General features: G+C 65.7%; 14 protein-coding genes and 1 tRNA gene. 8 read left to right on the top strand and 7 right to left on the bottom strand.

Translation table 11 applies throughout. From position 1 onward, the window contains the following. The first annotated feature begins 536 nt into the window (after positions 1-536). From KDC96_RS02685 to KDC96_RS02675, 3 genes are all read left to right on the top strand, one after another. Complete coding sequence (locus KDC96_RS02685) at positions 537-1,631, top strand: branched-chain amino acid aminotransferase (protein WP_212450483.1); 1,095 nt, start codon at positions 537-539, stop codon at positions 1,629-1,631. Positions 1,632-1,831: 200 nt separating this feature from the next. Further along, positions 1,832-2,779 carry a rhodanese-related sulfurtransferase gene (locus tag KDC96_RS02680; RefSeq protein ID WP_212450481.1) on the top strand — a complete coding sequence of 316 codons (948 nt, stop codon included), beginning with the start codon at positions 1,832-1,834 and terminating at the stop codon, positions 2,777-2,779. After that, positions 2,772-3,437: a glutathione S-transferase gene (locus tag KDC96_RS02675; RefSeq protein ID WP_212450479.1), complete on the top strand. Its 666-nt coding sequence runs from the start codon at positions 2,772-2,774 to the stop codon at positions 3,435-3,437. Before KDC96_RS02680 ends, KDC96_RS02675 begins: the two co-directional genes overlap by 8 nt. On the opposite strand, the gene KDC96_RS02670 is transcribed toward KDC96_RS02675, so the two are convergent. After that, positions 3,434-4,336, bottom strand: a complete 903-nt coding sequence (locus tag KDC96_RS02670) for a LysR family transcriptional regulator (protein WP_212452316.1) — start codon at positions 4,334-4,336, stop codon at positions 3,434-3,436. The genes KDC96_RS02675 and KDC96_RS02670 overlap by 4 nt on opposite strands. Positions 4,337-4,453: 117 nt before the next feature. Here KDC96_RS02670 and KDC96_RS02665 point away from each other — a divergent pair, with 117 nt between their 5' ends. Both KDC96_RS02665 and KDC96_RS02660 read left to right on the top strand, forming a co-directional pair. Further along, complete coding sequence (locus KDC96_RS02665; RefSeq protein WP_212450477.1) at positions 4,454-5,155, top strand: pirin family protein; 702 nt, start codon at positions 4,454-4,456, stop codon at positions 5,153-5,155. Positions 5,156-5,236: 81 nt separating this feature from the next. Next, positions 5,237-5,830 (top strand): FMN-dependent NADH-azoreductase, encoded by a 594-nt coding sequence (locus KDC96_RS02660; protein WP_212450475.1) that lies wholly within the window; start codon positions 5,237-5,239, stop codon positions 5,828-5,830. Positions 5,831-5,985: 155 nt separating this feature from the next. Here KDC96_RS02660 and KDC96_RS02655 read toward each other — a convergent pair whose 3' ends face one another. Together KDC96_RS02655 and KDC96_RS02650 are read right to left on the bottom strand one after the other, a co-directional pair. Further along, positions 5,986-8,046, bottom strand: coding sequence for an NAD(+) synthase (locus KDC96_RS02655; protein WP_212450473.1), 2,061 nt, complete (start codon positions 8,044-8,046; stop codon positions 5,986-5,988). 63 nt (positions 8,047-8,109) lie between these two features. Next, positions 8,110-9,120, bottom strand: coding sequence for a DNA topoisomerase IB (locus tag KDC96_RS02650; protein WP_212450471.1), 1,011 nt, complete (start codon positions 9,118-9,120; stop codon positions 8,110-8,112). Between the two features lie 117 nt (positions 9,121-9,237). On the opposite strand from KDC96_RS02650, the gene yghU reads away from it, so the two are divergent. The 3 genes from yghU to KDC96_RS02635 all read left to right on the top strand — a co-directional run bounded on the left by yghU (position 9,238) and on the right by KDC96_RS02635 (position 11,692). Further along, entirely contained in the window at positions 9,238-10,098 is an 861-nt protein-coding gene (gene yghU, locus KDC96_RS02645) for a glutathione-dependent disulfide-bond oxidoreductase (protein WP_212450469.1), read from the top strand. Positions 10,099-10,181: 83 nt separating this feature from the next. Next, positions 10,182-11,561, top strand: coding sequence for an MFS transporter (locus KDC96_RS02640; RefSeq protein WP_212450467.1), 1,380 nt, complete (start codon positions 10,182-10,184; stop codon positions 11,559-11,561). Positions 11,562-11,617: 56 nt separating this feature from the next. Next, a tRNA-Gln gene (locus KDC96_RS02635) sits at positions 11,618-11,692 on the top strand. 67 nt (positions 11,693-11,759) lie between these two features. Here the strand turns inward: KDC96_RS02635 and KDC96_RS02630 are convergent. The 4 genes from KDC96_RS02630 to egtB all read right to left on the bottom strand — a co-directional run bounded on the left by KDC96_RS02630 (position 11,760) and on the right by egtB (position 15,824). Further along, positions 11,760-12,524 carry an SDR family NAD(P)-dependent oxidoreductase gene (locus tag KDC96_RS02630; protein WP_212450466.1) on the bottom strand — a complete coding sequence of 255 codons (765 nt, stop codon included), beginning with the start codon at positions 12,522-12,524 and terminating at the stop codon, positions 11,760-11,762. A gap of 63 nt (positions 12,525-12,587) precedes the next feature. Next, a complete protein-coding gene (locus tag KDC96_RS02625) occupies positions 12,588-13,544 on the bottom strand; it encodes an NAD(P)/FAD-dependent oxidoreductase (RefSeq protein WP_212450465.1) in 957 nt (318 codons plus the stop codon). A 31-nt stretch (positions 13,545-13,575) separates the two neighbouring features. Further along, a complete protein-coding gene (egtD, locus tag KDC96_RS02620) occupies positions 13,576-14,562 on the bottom strand; it encodes an L-histidine N(alpha)-methyltransferase (RefSeq protein WP_212450464.1) in 987 nt (328 codons plus the stop codon). Further along, entirely contained in the window at positions 14,562-15,824 is a 1,263-nt protein-coding gene (gene egtB / locus KDC96_RS02615) for an ergothioneine biosynthesis protein EgtB (RefSeq protein ID WP_249171884.1), read from the bottom strand. Before egtB ends, egtD begins: the two co-directional genes overlap by 1 nt. Between the last annotated feature and the right edge of the window lie 107 nt (positions 15,825-15,931).

Here is a 15,931-nt window from a genome sequence, read left to right as displayed (position 1 = left end):
ACGCGGCTCTCGGCCCCCGGTGAAACGGTCAGGGTCTTGGCTTTCAAGCGCGAAAGGAGGTGATCCGATGTCTCATGGTTCAGTAGAGAGGTCGGCAAGTTTCCGCGCGAGGCATATTCGGTGACTTCCATCACCGAGTAAGGCTTCGTGAGCGGCACTTCCGGCCGCTGACCATGAAAGGGCGGTTCCCCGACGGGCGGGACCGCCCTTTTCATTTGTTTGTGGGCCTCAAGCGCCGGCGCGCGCATCCGCGCGCTTGGCTATCCTCCGGGGGCCCGACCCCTGCGGGGCCACCCCTCCGGGCGCGCGGTTGCGCTTGCGACGCCTGCGGCGTCGAACCAGCGCAACCTAGCTAGCGCGTCGCGGAGCACGGTCGCGCTAGCGACCGCAAGCCCGACTGGGCGCCCGCAGCGACGCGACCTTCAGGTCGCATGAGCGAGGATATCGCACCCTGGATGGGGTGCGGAAAACAAAGACTCTGCGCGAGGAACCACAAATCTTGCTCTTGGGGGCGCTCCCCACTAATCGCGTGGGCCATGCAATTCACCCGTATCCCGCATCCTTCACCCACACCCGACGCCGCGCGCACCGCCGCCATCGCCGATCCCGGTTTCGGCACGGTGTTCACCGATCACATGGTCACGATCGACTACGATGAAGCCGCCAGAGAAGCGGGCGGCTCCGGCTGGCACAATGCGCAGATCGGCCCGCGCGAAAAGATCGCGCTCGATCCCGCCGCGAGCGTGCTGCACTACGCGCAGGAAATCTTCGAGGGGATGAAGGCTTTTCCGCACGAGGATGGCGGGTTGTGCCTGTTTCGGCCGGAGGAAAACGCCCGCCGCTTCAACGCTTCGGCGCGGCGCATGGCGATGCCGGAAATCCCGGAGGACCTGTTCCTCGACGCGGTGAAGCTCGCGGTCGAGACCGACGCCGACTGGATGCCGCCGGTCGAGGGCGGCTCGCTCTATATCCGCCCGTTCATGTTCGCCTCCGAAGCCTTTCTCGGCGTGCGTCCGGCGAAGCAGTACAAGTTCGTGGTGATCCTCGTTTCGAGCGGCAACTACTTCAAGAAGGGCGTGAACCCGGTGAAGATCTGGGTAAGCCAGGATTATGTCCGCGCGGCCCCCGGCGGCACCGGCGCGGCCAAGACCGGCGGCAATTACGCCGCTTCGCTGGTCCCGCAGGCCGAGGCGATCGCGCAGGGCTGCGACCAGGTCGTGTTCCTCGATGCGCTGGAGCACAAATGGGTCGAGGAACTGGGCGGCATGAACCTGTTCTTCATCCGCGACGACGGCAGCGTCGTCACCCCGCCGCTGACCGGCACGATCCTGCCCGGCATCACCCGCGACAGCCTGATCGCGATGCTGCGCGAAGAGGGATTGGAAGTGCGCGAGGAACCCTACTCGATCGACCAATGGCGCGAGGAAGCGGAGAGCGGAAAGCTGCTCGAAACCCTTGCCTGCGGCACGGCTGCGGTGGTGACCCCGGTCGGCACCGTCGCCTCGCCCGATGGCGAGTTCACCATCGGCACCGGCGGCATCGGCCAGATGGCCGCGAAGATGCGCGAGCGGTTGGTCGCCATCCAGCACGGCAAGGTCGAGGACAAGCACGGCTGGGTGGTGCGGGTTTAACGAAAGACTCGCATTCGCCTTCATCGTCGCCCCGGACTTGATCCGGGGCAAGGCTTCTTCCCTCAGACTTTGAAGCAAAAAAGCCCGACCCCGTGTCAAGCACGGGGCGACGGGGAGTTGGGGGATGCCGCCGTGTCATCGGTTCAGCAGCGCCACTGAAAAGTGTCCGCTGATCGCGAACCACGCTAATAGCCGGGTCCATGTCCGTCAGCATCCCCTTAATCCAGGTCGCCGCGCTCTACCGCTTCACGCCCTTCGACGACGCCGCTGCGCTGAAAGACCCACTGCTCGTCGCTTGCGAGAAGGCGGGCGTCAAAGGCACGCTCCTGCTCGCCAACGAAGGCATCAACGGCACCATCGCCGGAACCGACAACGCTCTTACCGCCGTACTCGACCATATCCGCCAGCTGCCCGGTTGTGCCGAGCTCGACGTCAAATTCTCGACCGCGAGCGAAATGCCGTTCCACCGCATGAAGGTCCGGCTCAAGCGCGAGATCGTCACCATGGGCGAGCCCGATATCGACCCGCGCCACAGCGTCGGGCGCTATGTCGATCCGCACGACTGGAACGCGCTGATCGCCGATCCCGACACGCTCGTGATCGACACCCGCAACGATTACGAAGTGGCGGTCGGGACATTCGAAGGCGCGGTCGATCCGCGCACTGCCAGCTTCCGCGACTTTCCCGCATGGTTCCGCGAAAACCGCGAGCAATTGCTCGCAGGCAAGACAAAGGTCGCGATGTTCTGCACCGGGGGGATTCGCTGCGAGAAATCGACCAGCTTCCTGCGCGCCGAAGGGGTGGAGGAGGTCTACCACCTCAAGGGCGGCATCCTCAAATACCTCGAAGAGGTGCCCGAGGATGAAAGCCGGTGGCACGGCGACTGCTTCGTGTTCGACGAGCGGGTGACGGTGCGCCACGGCCTCGAAACCGGCGACTACGGGCTGTGCCGCGCCTGCCGCCGCCCGGTCTCGCGCTCGGATGCGGCCTCGCCCGCCTACGAGGAAGGCGTCAGTTGCCCCGCCTGTTTCGACGAGCGCAGCGAGAAGCAGCGCGCCCGTTACGCCGAGCGCCAGCGGCAGGAAGCGCTCGCGCGGAAACGCGGAACCGCCCATGTCGGGGCGGCGTTCCTCGATCAGGATGACTAGGCCTCCGATCCTCTACAGCTTCCGCCGCTGCCCCTATGCCATGCGCGCGCGCATGGCGCTGTGGGTGGCGCGGATCACGGTCGAGCTGCGCGAAGTGAAGCTCGCCGACAAGCCGCCCGAACTCGCCGAAGCCTCGCCCAAGGCGACCGTGCCGGTGCTGGTGCTCGACGATGGCACCGTGATCGACGAGAGCATCGCGATCATGCACTGGGCGCTGGAGTGCAACGATCCCAAAGGCTGGCTCGCAGGCGACGATGCGCCGTCAGTTCCTGGGCTGATCGCGCGCAACGACGGCCCGTTCAAGCACCACCTCGATCGCTACAAATATCCGACCCGCTACCCCGATGAAGCACACGGAGACGAGGAAACTTTCCGGCTCGACCATCGCAACGCCGGCCTGGCGATCCTGACCGATCTCGATTCGCGTCTCGGCTCAAGCGCACATCTGTGCGGCGAAACGCCCACCCTCGCCGATATCGCGCTGTTCCCCTTCATCCGCCAGTTCGCCAACACCGATCGCGACTGGTTCGACGCGCAGGGATTGCCGCATGTGCAGGAATGGCTGGAACGCCACCTCGCCTCGGACCTGTTCAGGGCGATCATGCCCAAATTCGCGCCGTGGAAAGCGGGCGACGAGCCGATCCTGTTCGGTCCCTAGGCCGGACACCGCTCCAGCTGCTCGCGAAACGCATCGATCAGCCAGCTGGTCGCGGGGCCGAGCCGCGTGTCGCGCCGCCACAGCGCGCTCAGCGTGTAGTCTGCGCCGGGCTTTTCGGGCAGGTCTAGTTCGACCAGCCGGCCGCGTTCGAGGTCGCCCGCCACCACCGCGCGCGGCATGTTGCCCCAACCGAGCCCCTCCTTCAGCAGCGCGTGCTTTGCGCCGAGATCGCCGAGCCGCCAGCTTTCGGGGCTGAGCACCGAGAATTCGCGCCCCTCGGTGAGCGAGGAGCGGTCGGACAGCACCAGTTGCAAATGCTTGCGGCTTTCGCCCGGCTGGATACCCGGCTGCGCCAGCGGGTGATCGGGAGCGGCCACCGGCACCAGCTCGACCGCCCCCACCACCTGCCGCTCGAGCGCTGGGTGATCGGCGATGATCGGGCCTCCGATAGCGAGGTCGCCATCCTCGTCGAGCAGGCAGGCGGCCACCGCGCCCAGCCCCTCGATATTGAGCGACAGCGCGACCGTCGGGAACATCTCCCGGAACCGCCGCAGCACCTTGGCCGTGACCTCGCCCGGCACCATCACGTCGAGCACGAGCGAGACGCTGCTCTCCAGCCCGGCATGGAGCGAACGCGTCTTCGCCAGCAGCGCATCGACCCGGTCGGCGACGCCGCGCGCCTCGGCCAGCAGCCCTTCGCCCGCTTCGGTCAGCACCGGTTTGCGCGACCCTTCGCGCTCGAACAGGGACACCGCGAGCTGCGCCTCCAGCTGCGCGATGCCATAGCTGATCGCCGAGACCGCGCGGTTCATGGCCCGAGCCGCACCGCCGAAGCTGCCATGCTCGACCACGGCGAGGAAGATGCGAAGCTGATCGAGACTGGGATCGCCGAGTTTCACGCCCGTATGTTCGGATAATCTGAACATCTTGGCAAGTTTTATCGCACTTATCCGTGCGAACCATTGCCCTTATCTCCCGCTTCAACAGAGCAACCCTGCTCCCACAGGAGACAGACAATGATCGAACTTCGTCCCTTCAACTCGCTCGGCAGCGCCAATCACGGCTGGCTCGATGCGCATCACCACTTCTCGTTTGCGGGCTACCACGATCCGGCGCGGGTCCACTGGGGCAGCCTGCGCGTCTGGAACGACGACACGATTGCTGCCGGAACCGGCTTCCCGACCCACCCGCACAACGACATGGAAATCATCACCTATGTCCGCAAAGGCGCGATCACGCACCGCGACTCCATGGGCAACGAAGGCCGCACCGAAGCGGGCGACGTGCAAGTGATGAGCGCGGGCAGCGGCGTGCAGCATTCGGAATACAACCGCGAGGACGAGGACACGCAGATCTTCCAAATCTGGATCATCCCCGATCAGCGCGGCGGCGAACCCACCTGGGGCGCCCGCCAGTTTCCGAAGGGCGACCGCGCCGGGCAGTTCGTCCCCCTCGCCAGCGGCTCGGCCAACGACAATGATGCGCTGCCCATCCGCACCGATGCCCGCGTGCTCGGCGCAACGATCAAGGCCGGCGAAAGCGTGACCTACACCCCGCGCAGCGCCGACCGGCACCTCTACCTCGTCCCCGCAACCGGCAAGGTGCGGATCGACGACGTGGAGGCGAGTGCCCGCGACGGTGTCGCCATCACCCAGCTCGAGGCTGTGACCATCACCGCGCTCGAAGACAGCGAAGTCGTCCTGGTCGACGCCGCTTAGCCCCCACATCGGAACGACCGGGGACCGATCCCCCGCCCCGGTCGTTCCTTTCACAACCCCCTAATCGAGAAAGGAATTCCCATGTCCAACATCCTCTACCTCTCCGCCAGCATCCGCGACGACGACAGCGTTTCGCGCGATCTCGGCGACAAGCTGGTCGAAAAACTCGCTGCGCAATCGGGTGCCAGTGTCACCCGCCGAGATCTGTCGACCAACGACATCCCCTATCTGACCCACGAGCGGCACACGGCAAACCTCACTCCCGCGTCGGAGCGCACGCCCGAACAGGCCGAGCTTGCCAGGATCGGCAACGCGCTGATCGCCGAGTTGCAGGCCGCCGACACGATCGTGATCTCGACCCCGATCTACAATTTCAGCGTGCCCGCCACGGTCAAGAGCTGGGCCGATCTCGTCGCCCGCGCAGGGACTACCTTCAAATACACCGAGAACGGCCCCGAGGGCCTGCTGACCGGCAAGAAGGCCTATATCGCGGTCGCATCCGGCGGCGTTCCGGTCGGCAGCGACGCGGACCTGATGACCAAGTGGCTGAAGTTCTTCCTCGGCTTCCTCGGCATCGAGACCGAGCAGGTGATCGCCGCCGACGGCATCATGGGCGAAAACGCCGATGAAAAGATCGCCGAAGCGAAATCCGAGATCGAAAAGCTGGCAGCCTGACGGGGACGCCGGATTGCCTGGTGCCCGGAACCTTTGCGTGGCTCGCGGCGTTGTCTCTCAAAATGCAGTTTCGTGCCGATCGGTCACGAAGCACCGGAGAGCCCCTGGAGGGTCGCAAGAGCCGGGGTGCAGCGATGCACCCCGGCTTTCTTGCATCAGCAATCGGGCAGGCTGTCGCGCAGTTCTTCGACCCACACGTCGGCGACCGCGTCGGACGGGGCACGCCAGTCTCCGCGCGGCGACAGTGCCCCTCCCGAACTCACCTTCGGCCCGTTGGGCAGCGCGCTGCGCTTGAACTGGCTGAAACCGAAGAAGCGCTTGAGGAATTTCTCGAGCCAGTCGGCAATGGTCGGAAGGTCGTACTGGTTCTTGCGATCTTCCGGAAACCCCTCGGGCCACTGGCCGGCGGCCGCGTCCTTCCATGCATGCCACGCCAGGAACGCGATCTTGCTCGGGCGCTGGCCCCAGCGGATCGTGTGGTGCAGGAAGAAATCGTTGAGTTCGTAGGGGCCGATGATGCTCTCGGTCGACTGGATCGCGCCGTCCGCCCCCGCCGGGACCAGCTCGGGCGAAATCTCGGTATCGACGATCGCGCCCAGCACCTGCGAACAGGCATCGCTGAACTGCCCGGTCTGGATCGACCAGCGGATCAGGTACTGGATCAGAGTCTTCGGCACCCCGGCGTTGACCCCGTAATGGCTCATGTGATCGCCCACGCCATAGGTGCACCAGCCAAGCGCGAGTTCGCTGAGGTCGCCGGTCCCGATCACGAACCCGCCATGCTGCCCCGCGAGCCGGAACAGGTAATCGGTGCGCAGCCCCGCCTGCACGTTTTCGAACGTGATGTCGTGCACCGGCTCGCCATCGGCGAAGGGGTGGCCCATATCCTCGAACATCTTGAGCGCGACCGGCTTGATGTCGATCTCCTCGGCAGTGATCTCCATCGCTTCCATCAGCTTCCAGGCGTTCGACTTCGTCTGGTCCGAGGTTGCGAAGCCGGGCATGGTGTAACCGCGGATGGTGGTACGCGGCAGGCCCAGCCGGTCGCAGGCCTTGGCCGCGACGATCAGCGCGTGGGTGCTGTCGAGCCCACCCGAAATGCCGATCGCGAGCGATTTCGCTCCGGTCGCCTCGATCCGCCGCATCAGCGCATCGACCTGAATATTGAACGCCTCGTAACAATCCTCGTCGAGCGCCTGACTGCGGTTGGGCACGAACGGGAACCGGCGCGTCGGCCGCTGCAGACCGATATCGCCTTCGGTAAAGGCGTGCTCGAACACCACCCGGCGATACGTGTCTTCGGGCCGCCCGTGCGCTTCGGCAGCGTCGGAGAAGGTCTGGTTGCGCAGCCGTTCGCCCGCGATCCGATCGAGGTCGATATCGACCACGCACAGCTCCGGATCGGTGTCGAACCGTTCGCTTTCCGCCAGCAGGTCTCCGAGCTCGTAGATCACCCCCTGCCCGTCCCACGACAGGTCGGTGGTGCTCTCGCCGTAGCCGCTGGCCGAATAGACATAGGCGCAAATGCTGCGTGCCGAGGAACTGCGGCAATGGAGCTTGCGGTCGTCGGCGCGGCCGATGGTAATCGGCGAGGCGGAAAGGTTGCACAGGATCTGCGCTCCGGCGAGCGCCGCCAGCGTGCCAGGCGGATTGGGCGCCCAGAAATCCTCGCAGATCTCCACCCCGAAAATGAAGCCGGGAAGGTTGGCGGCGGCAAACACGAGATCGGTGCCGAACGGCGCTTCCTCGCCGTTCACGCCGATCCACAGATCCCGGCAGTCGCGGCCGTGTGCGAAGTGCCGCTTCTCGTAGAATTCGCGATAGTTCGGAAGGTAGCTCTTGGGGATCACGCCGAGCAGTTCGCCGCCCGCGATCACCAGCGCGCAATTGTACAGCTTGCCCGTGCGGCGCAGCGGTGCGCCGATCACCAGCACCGGCGCGATCTCCTTCGATGCCGCGACCACTTCGCCGACCGCGCGCTCGACCCGGTCGAGCAGGGCGTTCTGCAAATGCAGATCGTCGATCGCGTAGGAGGACAGACAAAGTTCGGGATAGACCACCAGGTCGACGTTCGCCGCGTGCGCGCGCTTCGCCTCGGCGATCACCCCGGCGGTGTTTGCGGCCACATCCGCCGTGCGCGAACGCGGGGTAGCGGTCGCCACGCGCACGAAGCCATGCGCGTGCATGTCGTAAAAGCGGTGTGCGGTGTCACCCATGCTATGGCAAGCTCCCGGAAATGCGCTACTTCAGGGGCCTCTAGCCGCAATCGCGCCGACTTCCTAGGCGGCAAGCAGTTCCGCCGCCTGCGGGGCCTCGTCCAGCAGCGCCAGCAGGCCGCGCTCGTGCCGGGTGAGGTATCGCGTCGCGCGCGGCAGTTCCTGCTTCTCGCGCCACTCTTCCCAGCCGTTGTCGCGTGAAAGGATGTCAATCACGGCCGGGTGAATATAGCTGTTGCGCGCCACCGTCGGTGTGTTGCCAAGCTTGTCGGAAACCTCTTCGAGCACAGCGGAAATGGTCGGGCGCTCGCGCGCCTCGGCCAGCATCGAGAAGGCGAGCACGCTGGCATGCCAGGTGCGAAAGCCCTTGGCCGAAAATTGTTCATCCATGGTTTCGCGGATGTAGTCGTTGACGTCGGCGCTGCCGATCGACTGCCGCTCGCCGTCCGCGTCGTGATACTGGAACAGGTGATCTCCGGGCACATCGCGCGCATCCTCGACCGCGCGGGCAAGCTCCTCGTCCTGCAAGGCGACGCGGCGCTCTTTCCCGCCCTTGCCGACGAAGCGCAGTTCGACCGAACTGCCCGATATGGTCGCGTGCCGATCCTTGAGGGTGGAAGCACCGAAGGAGTTGTTGGTCTTCTTGTAGACCTCGTTGCCGATCCGCACGAACCCCATGTCGAGCAGCCGCACAACCGCTGCGAGGACCCGGCTTCGCGTCGCCTCGTCGCCCTTGATGTCGCGTTCGACGCGGCGGCGCATTGCGGGCAGCCTTTCGCCGAATTCGCGCGCCCGATCGAACTTTTCGCCTTCGCGCAAAGTCCGGAAATCGGGGTGATAGCGATATTGCTTGCGCGCCTTGTCGTCATAGCCGGTGGCAAGGATATGACCGTTGGCCATGGGACAGAACCAAGCATCGCGATAGGCCGGTGGAAGCGCGATCGCGTTCAACCGAGCCCGCTCCTTGCGCGACCGGATCAGGTCGCCGTCGGGCGTGTAATAGGCAAATCCCGTCCCCGCGCCCTTGCGCGTGATGCCCGGCAACCCGTCATCGACATAGATAAGCTTTTCCATCGTCAAGGAAATGCGCCAGCCACCGGCCCGGTTCCGCCTTGCCTTCGGCGTTGCGATAGCCCACCTCGAAAGCGGGTCAGAACGACAACCATCCTTCATAACAAGGAGCAGAGCCGAATGGCCGATCCCACCTACACCCCGCCCGAAGTCTGGAGCTCCGACACCGAATCCGGCGGGCGTTTCGCCAATATCAATCGCCCCACCTCGGGCGCGCGCGAGGACAAGGCGCTGCCGCAGGGCGAGCATCCGTTCCAGCTCTATTCGCTCGCCACGCCCAACGGGGTGAAGGTGACGGTGATGCTCGAGGAGCTGCTCGAAAAAGGGCACGCGGGCGCGGAATACGATGCCTACACGGTCAATATCGGCGAAGGTGAACAGTTCACCAGCGGCTTCGTGAACATCAATCCGAATTCGAAGATTCCCGCGCTGCTCGACAACAGCGGAGACCGGCCGTTCCGCGTGTTCGAGAGCGGCGCTATCCTGGTCCACCTGGCGGAAAAGTTCGGCGAGTTCCTGCCGACCGATCCGGCCGCGCGCGCCGAGGTGCTCAGCTGGGTGTTCTGGCAGGTCGGCACCGGCCCTTTCATCGGCGGCGGCTTCGGCCATTTCTACGCCTACGCGCCGGAGAAATACGAATACCCGATCAATCGCTACGCGATGGAGACCAAGCGGATCTTCGACGTGGCCGACAAGCGGCTGGCGGACAGCCGGTTCCTCGCCGGCGACGAGTACACCATCGCCGATATCGCCAATTTCCCATGGCTCGCACCGTTCGTGTTCGGCGGAATCTACAACGATGCGAAACGCTTCCTGTCGATCGACGAATACGAACACGTGGGGCGCTGGGTGAAGGAAATCGCCGCGCGTCCGGCGGTGAAGCGCGGGCGGATCGTCAACAAGGTGTGGGGCGACGATGAATCCACCCAGCTGCGCGAGCGGCATTCGGCGGCCGATTTCGAAGGCAAGACGCTCGAATGACGGCGCGCCCGCGCTGCTGACTACGCATCCGGGCTGGAACCCTGCGGGGTTTCGGCCCATTGCGTCTCCGAAGGGAAACCGGTTTGGCATCGACGGGCAGCGCGAAGATCAGGCTTTCGGAAAAGCTCGGCTACGGCATCGGCGATCTCGCCGCCGGGCTGATCCTCAATTTCTTCGGCGTCTTCCTGCTCTATTACTTCGTCGATCTCGGCGGACTGGCCCCGGCGGCGATCGCGCTGATGCTGTTGCTCACCAAGCTGATCGACGCCGTCACCGATCCGATGATGGGCGTGATCGCCGATCGCACCCGCACCCGCTGGGGCCGCTACCGTCCCTATTTGCTGTTCGGCCCGATCCCGCTCGCGATTTCGCTGGTGCTGATCTTTTCGGCCCCCACGATGAGCACAACCTCGCTGCTGATCTGGGCCTATGTCACCTATTCGCTCTCGATGCTCGCTTTCACCGCGGTGAACGTGCCCTATGGCGGTCTGCTGGGCGTGATTTCGCCGTCTTCGCGCGAGCGCGCCAGCGTCACCGCCTACCGGATGTTCTTTTCCGCGACGGGGAGCATCCTGATCGGGGTGCTTGCGACCACGCTGGTGCGCGAATTCGGCGGCGGAGACGAGGCGCTCGGGATCCTGCTGACGGTCTGCTGCATCGCGATCGTCGCGACGCTGTGCCTGCTCACGACCTTCATGACGACGCGGGAGCGCATCCCGCCCGCCGAATCCAACGCATCGCCCTGGAGCGATCTGGGCGTGCTGGTGCGCACCGGGCCGTGGATCGCGGTCGCGGTCGCGGCGATCCTCGGCGTCACCGCGATCGCCTCACGCGCGGGAAGCGCGCTGTTCTTCTTCAAGTATGTCGTCGGCGACGACGGATCGCCGGTGTTGCTGTTCCTCGACCGGACCGCCCTGTTCCTGACCGCGCTGGCGCTGGGGCAGGTGACCGGGGTGATCGTCGGCAATGTCCTGCAGAAGCGCTTCGAGAAAGCACACCTGCTGATCGCAGCGGGCGTGCTCAAGGCGGCGATGATCACGCTGTTCTATTTCCTGCCGCTCGATGCGATCGGGCCGCAGACGCTGGTGCAGTATGTCGTCGGGATCGGGTTCGGGATGCTGATGGTGCTGTCGTTTGCGATGTTCACCGACATTGCCGAATTCATCGACTGGAAATCCGGGCGGCAGATGACCGCGCTGGTGGTCGCGGCGTCGGTGTTCGGCGTCAAGGCGGGGATCGCGTTCGGATCGGCGATACCGGGCGTGATGCTCGACATCACCGGGTTCGTGAAGGGGGCGCAGCAATCCGAGACTGCGCAGATGGGCATCCAGCTTGCCTTTGCCGTCATTCCGGCAGCGGTGATGATCCCGGCGGCAACCGCGCTGTTCTTTTACGGGATCGACCGCGCGGTGATCGACCGGGTCGAAGCGGACCTCTCGGCCCGCCGCGCCGCGCCCGCGTAACTGCCCTTTCACCCCTTCACATCCCCGCCCGAGGCGTTATATGCCCGCCACTCTGCTGGGGTGTAGCCAAGTGGTAAGGCACCGGTTTTTGGTACCGGCATTCGCAGGTTCGATCCCTGCCACCCCAGCCACTGTGCCGCATCGACCGGCATCCGCCGGTTCGCACCGAAGACGCACCCGAGGATGCGGGTGCTCAGGTCAGACCGTCCCCGCCACGACCAGGTTCTGCCCGGTCACCCATTCGCCCGAATCGCCGACCAGGTAGAGCACGCAGGCGGCGATATCGCGCGGGGTGCCAAGCCGCCCGGCGGGCAGGTTCAGCTGTTCCAGCAGCGGGCCGAAATCCTCGTCGGTCATGTCGAGCGCCTGCTTCACCGTATCGGTCGGCACGAAGCCGGGCAGGATCGCGTTCACCCGGATCTTCTGCGGGCCAAGCTCGAGCGCGAGCGTCTTGGTCAGCATGCTCACCCCCGCCTTGGCCGCGCTGTAGTGGCCGCTGCCGGGAAACGGATCGCGCCCCGCCATGCTCGAGGTGTTCACGATCGAGCCGCCGTCTGTCATGTGCTTGACCGCCGCGCGCACCCCCCAGAATACCGAAGTGAGGTTGACCGCGAGCGTCTTGTCCCATTCTGCCGGGGCGAGCTCGACCAGCGGCGCGGAGACCAACGATCCGCCCGCGTTGTTGATCCAGATATCGAGCCGCCCGAATTCGTCGACCGCGCGCTGGGCGAGCGCTTCCATGTCTTCCTCACGCGATACGTCGGTGACGTGCGCCACCGCCCTGCCCGCCGAATTGCGGGCGTTGATCGCCTCGGCGACCTGTTCGATCTGGTCTGCCGAGCGCGCCGCGCAGACGACGTTGGCGCCCGCTTCGGCAAGCAGGTGGGCGATGCCCTCTCCGATGCCGCGCCCGGCCCCGGTAATCACTGCGGTCTTGCCGGTAAGGTCGAACAGGTCCTGCATGCATTCTCTCCCCGCTGGTCTGCGGCGAGGTAAGCGCGGCGCGCGAGCCGCGTCCACTAGCGCTTATGCGGCTGCCAGCACCTTTTCGGCGAGCGCGCGGCCCGACAGGAACGCGCCCTCGACCCGCGGCGAATGCAGGTAGTCGCCGGCGATGCCGATCCGTGCCTCGGCATCGTAGCGCGCGGGTTCGCCTCCGGCCTTTTCGGGCATGGCATAGAGCCAGCGATGCGCGACGAGATGGATCGGAGAGACCGGATCGGCTCCGGTCTGGTCGAAGAAATCCGCCAGCAGCAGCGGCCCGACCTCCTCGCCGGGCCCGTCGAGAAGGTCCCGACTGCGCGCGGGCGACGCGTGCAGGACCCAGCATTCGGTGCCCAAGCGCCCGGGCTTGGCCGAATTGCGCGCAGCCCATGAAATGCACGCATCGGGATCGCGCAACGTGTCCGCTTCGATCGCGAGCCGTCCGGCAAAGGCAGCCATCACGGCCCAGCACGGTTCGGACCGAACGGAACCGGCGAGTGCAGCGAGTTGTGGCACGACCGGTTTCAGCAACGCGCAAGACTGCTCAGCTGGAACCGCGACAAGTACCGTTTGCGCGGTGAGAGAACTTTCTCCCGCTTCGATGCGCCATCCTTCGGCACTGCGCGCGATGCTCTCGGCACGAATACCCCAATTCACATCGAGCGAATCCGCCATCGCCCGGATCGGTCCGTTCATTCCGGGAACGCCAACCCACGCGTCGTCGCCTGCGGCAGGCCAGGGGGCGACGACGCCCTGTGCCGCCCACTCCTCCACGACCTCCCGGAAAGAGGGATCGCGCGCGGTGAAATACTGCGCACCGTGATCGAACGAGACGACCTCGCCCGCGATCTCCGCCCGCCGGGCTGCCATCCTCCCGCCCGGCCCGCGGCCCTTGTCGATGATGCGGACCTGGTAGCCCGCTTCGGCCAGCCGCGTCGCGCAGGTCAGCCCGGCCATGCCCGCACCGATGATCAGAATGTCGTGATGTTGTCCGTCCATGGCCGCCCAACGCGCCAATCGGCGCGCGGTTTCAGGGTGCGCTGCGCGGCGGCTTGGCTTGGGCGAGGATCAGCGAGAACCGCCCCTCGCTGTCGAGCCAGCGCGCCTGCGGCTCCCAACCCCCGGCGAGCAGCAGCATGTTGGAGGTACGGCGATCGAACTTGTGGCTGTTCTCGGTGTGGATCGTCTCGCCCGCCTGCATCGCGAAGCGCCGCCCGTCGACCGAGAATTCCAGCGCTTCGCTTGCGACAAGGTGCATCTCGACCCGCGCGCAATCGTCGTGCCAGCGGGCCTCGTGGGAAAGCTTCTCGACCGGGATATCGCCATCCAGCTCGCGGTTGATGCGGCGGATCAGGTTGGTGTTGAATTCGGCGGTCACCCCGGCGGCATCGTCGTAGGCGGAGACCAGCACCTCTTCGTCCTTGATCAGGTCCATCCCGATCAGCAATTGCGCGCCGGTGCCGAGTGTCTCGCGCATCGAGCGCAGCAGGTCCACGGCGGTGCGCGCGACCATGTTGCCGATGGTCGATCCGGGAAAGAACCCGAGCTTGGGCAGATCGACGATTTCGGCGGGCAGCTCCACCCGGCGCATGAAATCCGCCTCGACCGGGTAGACCGGCAGGCCGGGGAATTTCTGCGCCAGATCGGCAGCGGCAGCGCGCAGGAACTCGCCCGAAATGTCGAGCGGGATATAGGCGCTCGGCGCGATCGCGGAGAGCAGCAGCGGGGTCTTGACCGACGAGCCCGAGCCGAATTCGACCACCGCCCGGCCTTCGCCAATCAGCGCCGCGAACTGCGCGCCGCGCTCCGTCAGGATCTCGGTCTCGGCGCGAGTGGGATAATATTCGGGCAGCCGGGTAATATCCTCGAACAGCTGCGAACCCGCTTCGTCGTAGAGCCAGCGCGCCGGGATCGCCTTTTGCGATTGCGCCAATCCTTCGAGAACGTCGGCGCGGAAGGCGGTGTCGATGCCCTCTTCGTCGCGTTCGACCAGCTTGAGGCCCTTCTTGGTATTCATCAGACGTCCTTTGCCAGCCTCAGGCCGGTGAATTGCCAGCGCTGATGCGGGTAGAAGAAGTTGCGATAGGAGGCGCGCGAATGGCCGCGCACGGTGGCGCAGCTGGCACCCTTGAGCACGAACTGCCCGCTCATGAACTTGCCGTTGTATTCGCCCACCGCACCCTCGGCCGGCCTGAACCGGGGATAGGGCAAATAGGCCGAGCGGGTGAACTGCCAGCAATCGCCGAACAGGCTTTCGCCGCCGTGCGGAACCGGCGGCCCGGCATCGTCGAGCTGGTTGCCGCCCGCCGGATTGTGCGCCGCATTCGCGCCATCCTGTCCGCGCGCGATCGCTTCCCATTCGAATTCGGTCGGCAGGCGCGCTCCGGCCCAGGTGGCGAAGGCATCTGCCTCGTAATAGGAAATGTGCGTCACCGGTGCATCGGGATCGCGGGTCTGCCACCCCTGATGGGTATAGGCCTGATCGTCGCGCCAATAGAGCGGCGCGGCAATCCCGTGCTCCTTCACCCACGCCCAGCCGTCCGACAGCCACAGCCCGGCGGTTTCGTAGCCGCCATCGGCGATGAATTCATCCCATTCGCGGTTGCTGACCAGCCGCCGCGACAGGGCGAAGGGTTCGAGCAGCACGCGGTGACGCGGACCTTCGTTGTCGAACGCAAAGCCACCCTCGCCTGCGCCGATCAGCGCGACGCCGCCGGGGTGCGTGTGCCATCCCACATTGCCGCCGCCGGGCGACAGCGCTGCCTCGGGCGATCCGCCGAACATCGCCGGACCGAGCGGGTTGTGGAACAGCGCGTGCTTGATGTCGGTCAGCAGCAATTCGATGTGCTGCTGCTCGTGCGCGATGCCGAGTTCGATCAGACCGGCATGGGCCGGATCGTCGAGCAATGGCGCCATGGCCGCATCGACATGCGCGCGCCATGCGAGGATCTTCTCGAGCGAGGGGCGCGACAGCAGCCCGCGCGACGGTCGCTCGATCCGCGCGCCCTCGGCCTCGTAATAGGAATTGAAGCAGAACGGCCAGTGTTCGTCGTACAGCGCATAACCCGGTGCATGATCGCGCAGCAGGAACGTCTCCCAGAACCACGTCGTATGCGCGAGGTGCCATTTCGCGGGCGAGGCGTCGTCCATCGACTGGAGCGTGGCGTCGGCGTCGGACAGCGGCTCGACCAGCGCCTGCGCCAGGGAACGGGTCGCCGCGAAGCGCTCGCGCAGCTGGTGCTCGTCTTGCGGACGCTCGTTCGGCTGTGATCGGGGCACATCGGCCTCCCGTGCTTGTCCGGCCCTCGCGCCGGCTGCCTGCCGCAGACATGCCCGAAAGCCATGACAATTGAAAGGCATGCAAGGCGAAGGCGGATCGCATTCCG

The sequence above is a fragment of the Erythrobacter sp. JK5 genome (assembly GCF_018205975.1).
Lineage (GTDB): Bacteria > Pseudomonadota > Alphaproteobacteria > Sphingomonadales > Sphingomonadaceae > Erythrobacter.
Note: the sequence above shows the minus strand (reverse complement) of the source record. Positions and strands in the feature narration are given on the sequence as shown.

Coding starts and splice junctions, on each gene's coding strand:
- KDC96_RS02650 (WP_212450471.1), bottom strand. CDS start 9,120: ATGGAAAAGCTTATCTATGTCGATGACGGGTTGCCGGGCATCACGCGC.
- KDC96_RS02675 (WP_212450479.1), top strand. CDS start 2,772: ATGACTAGGCCTCCGATCCTCTACAGCTTCCGCCGCTGCCCCTATGCC.
- KDC96_RS02685 (WP_212450483.1), top strand. CDS start 537: ATGCAATTCACCCGTATCCCGCATCCTTCACCCACACCCGACGCCGCG.
- yghU (WP_212450469.1), top strand. CDS start 9,238: ATGGCCGATCCCACCTACACCCCGCCCGAAGTCTGGAGCTCCGACACC.
- KDC96_RS02660 (WP_212450475.1), top strand. CDS start 5,237: ATGTCCAACATCCTCTACCTCTCCGCCAGCATCCGCGACGACGACAGC.
- egtD (WP_212450464.1), bottom strand. CDS start 14,562: ATGAATACCAAGAAGGGCCTCAAGCTGGTCGAACGCGACGAAGAGGGC.
- KDC96_RS02680 (WP_212450481.1), top strand. CDS start 1,832: ATGTCCGTCAGCATCCCCTTAATCCAGGTCGCCGCGCTCTACCGCTTC.
- KDC96_RS02665 (WP_212450477.1), top strand. CDS start 4,454: ATGATCGAACTTCGTCCCTTCAACTCGCTCGGCAGCGCCAATCACGGC.
- KDC96_RS02625 (WP_212450465.1), bottom strand. CDS start 13,544: ATGGACGGACAACATCACGACATTCTGATCATCGGTGCGGGCATGGCC.
- KDC96_RS02630 (WP_212450466.1), bottom strand. CDS start 12,524: ATGCAGGACCTGTTCGACCTTACCGGCAAGACCGCAGTGATTACCGGG.
- KDC96_RS02655 (WP_212450473.1), bottom strand. CDS start 8,046: ATGGGTGACACCGCACACCGCTTTTACGACATGCACGCGCATGGCTTC.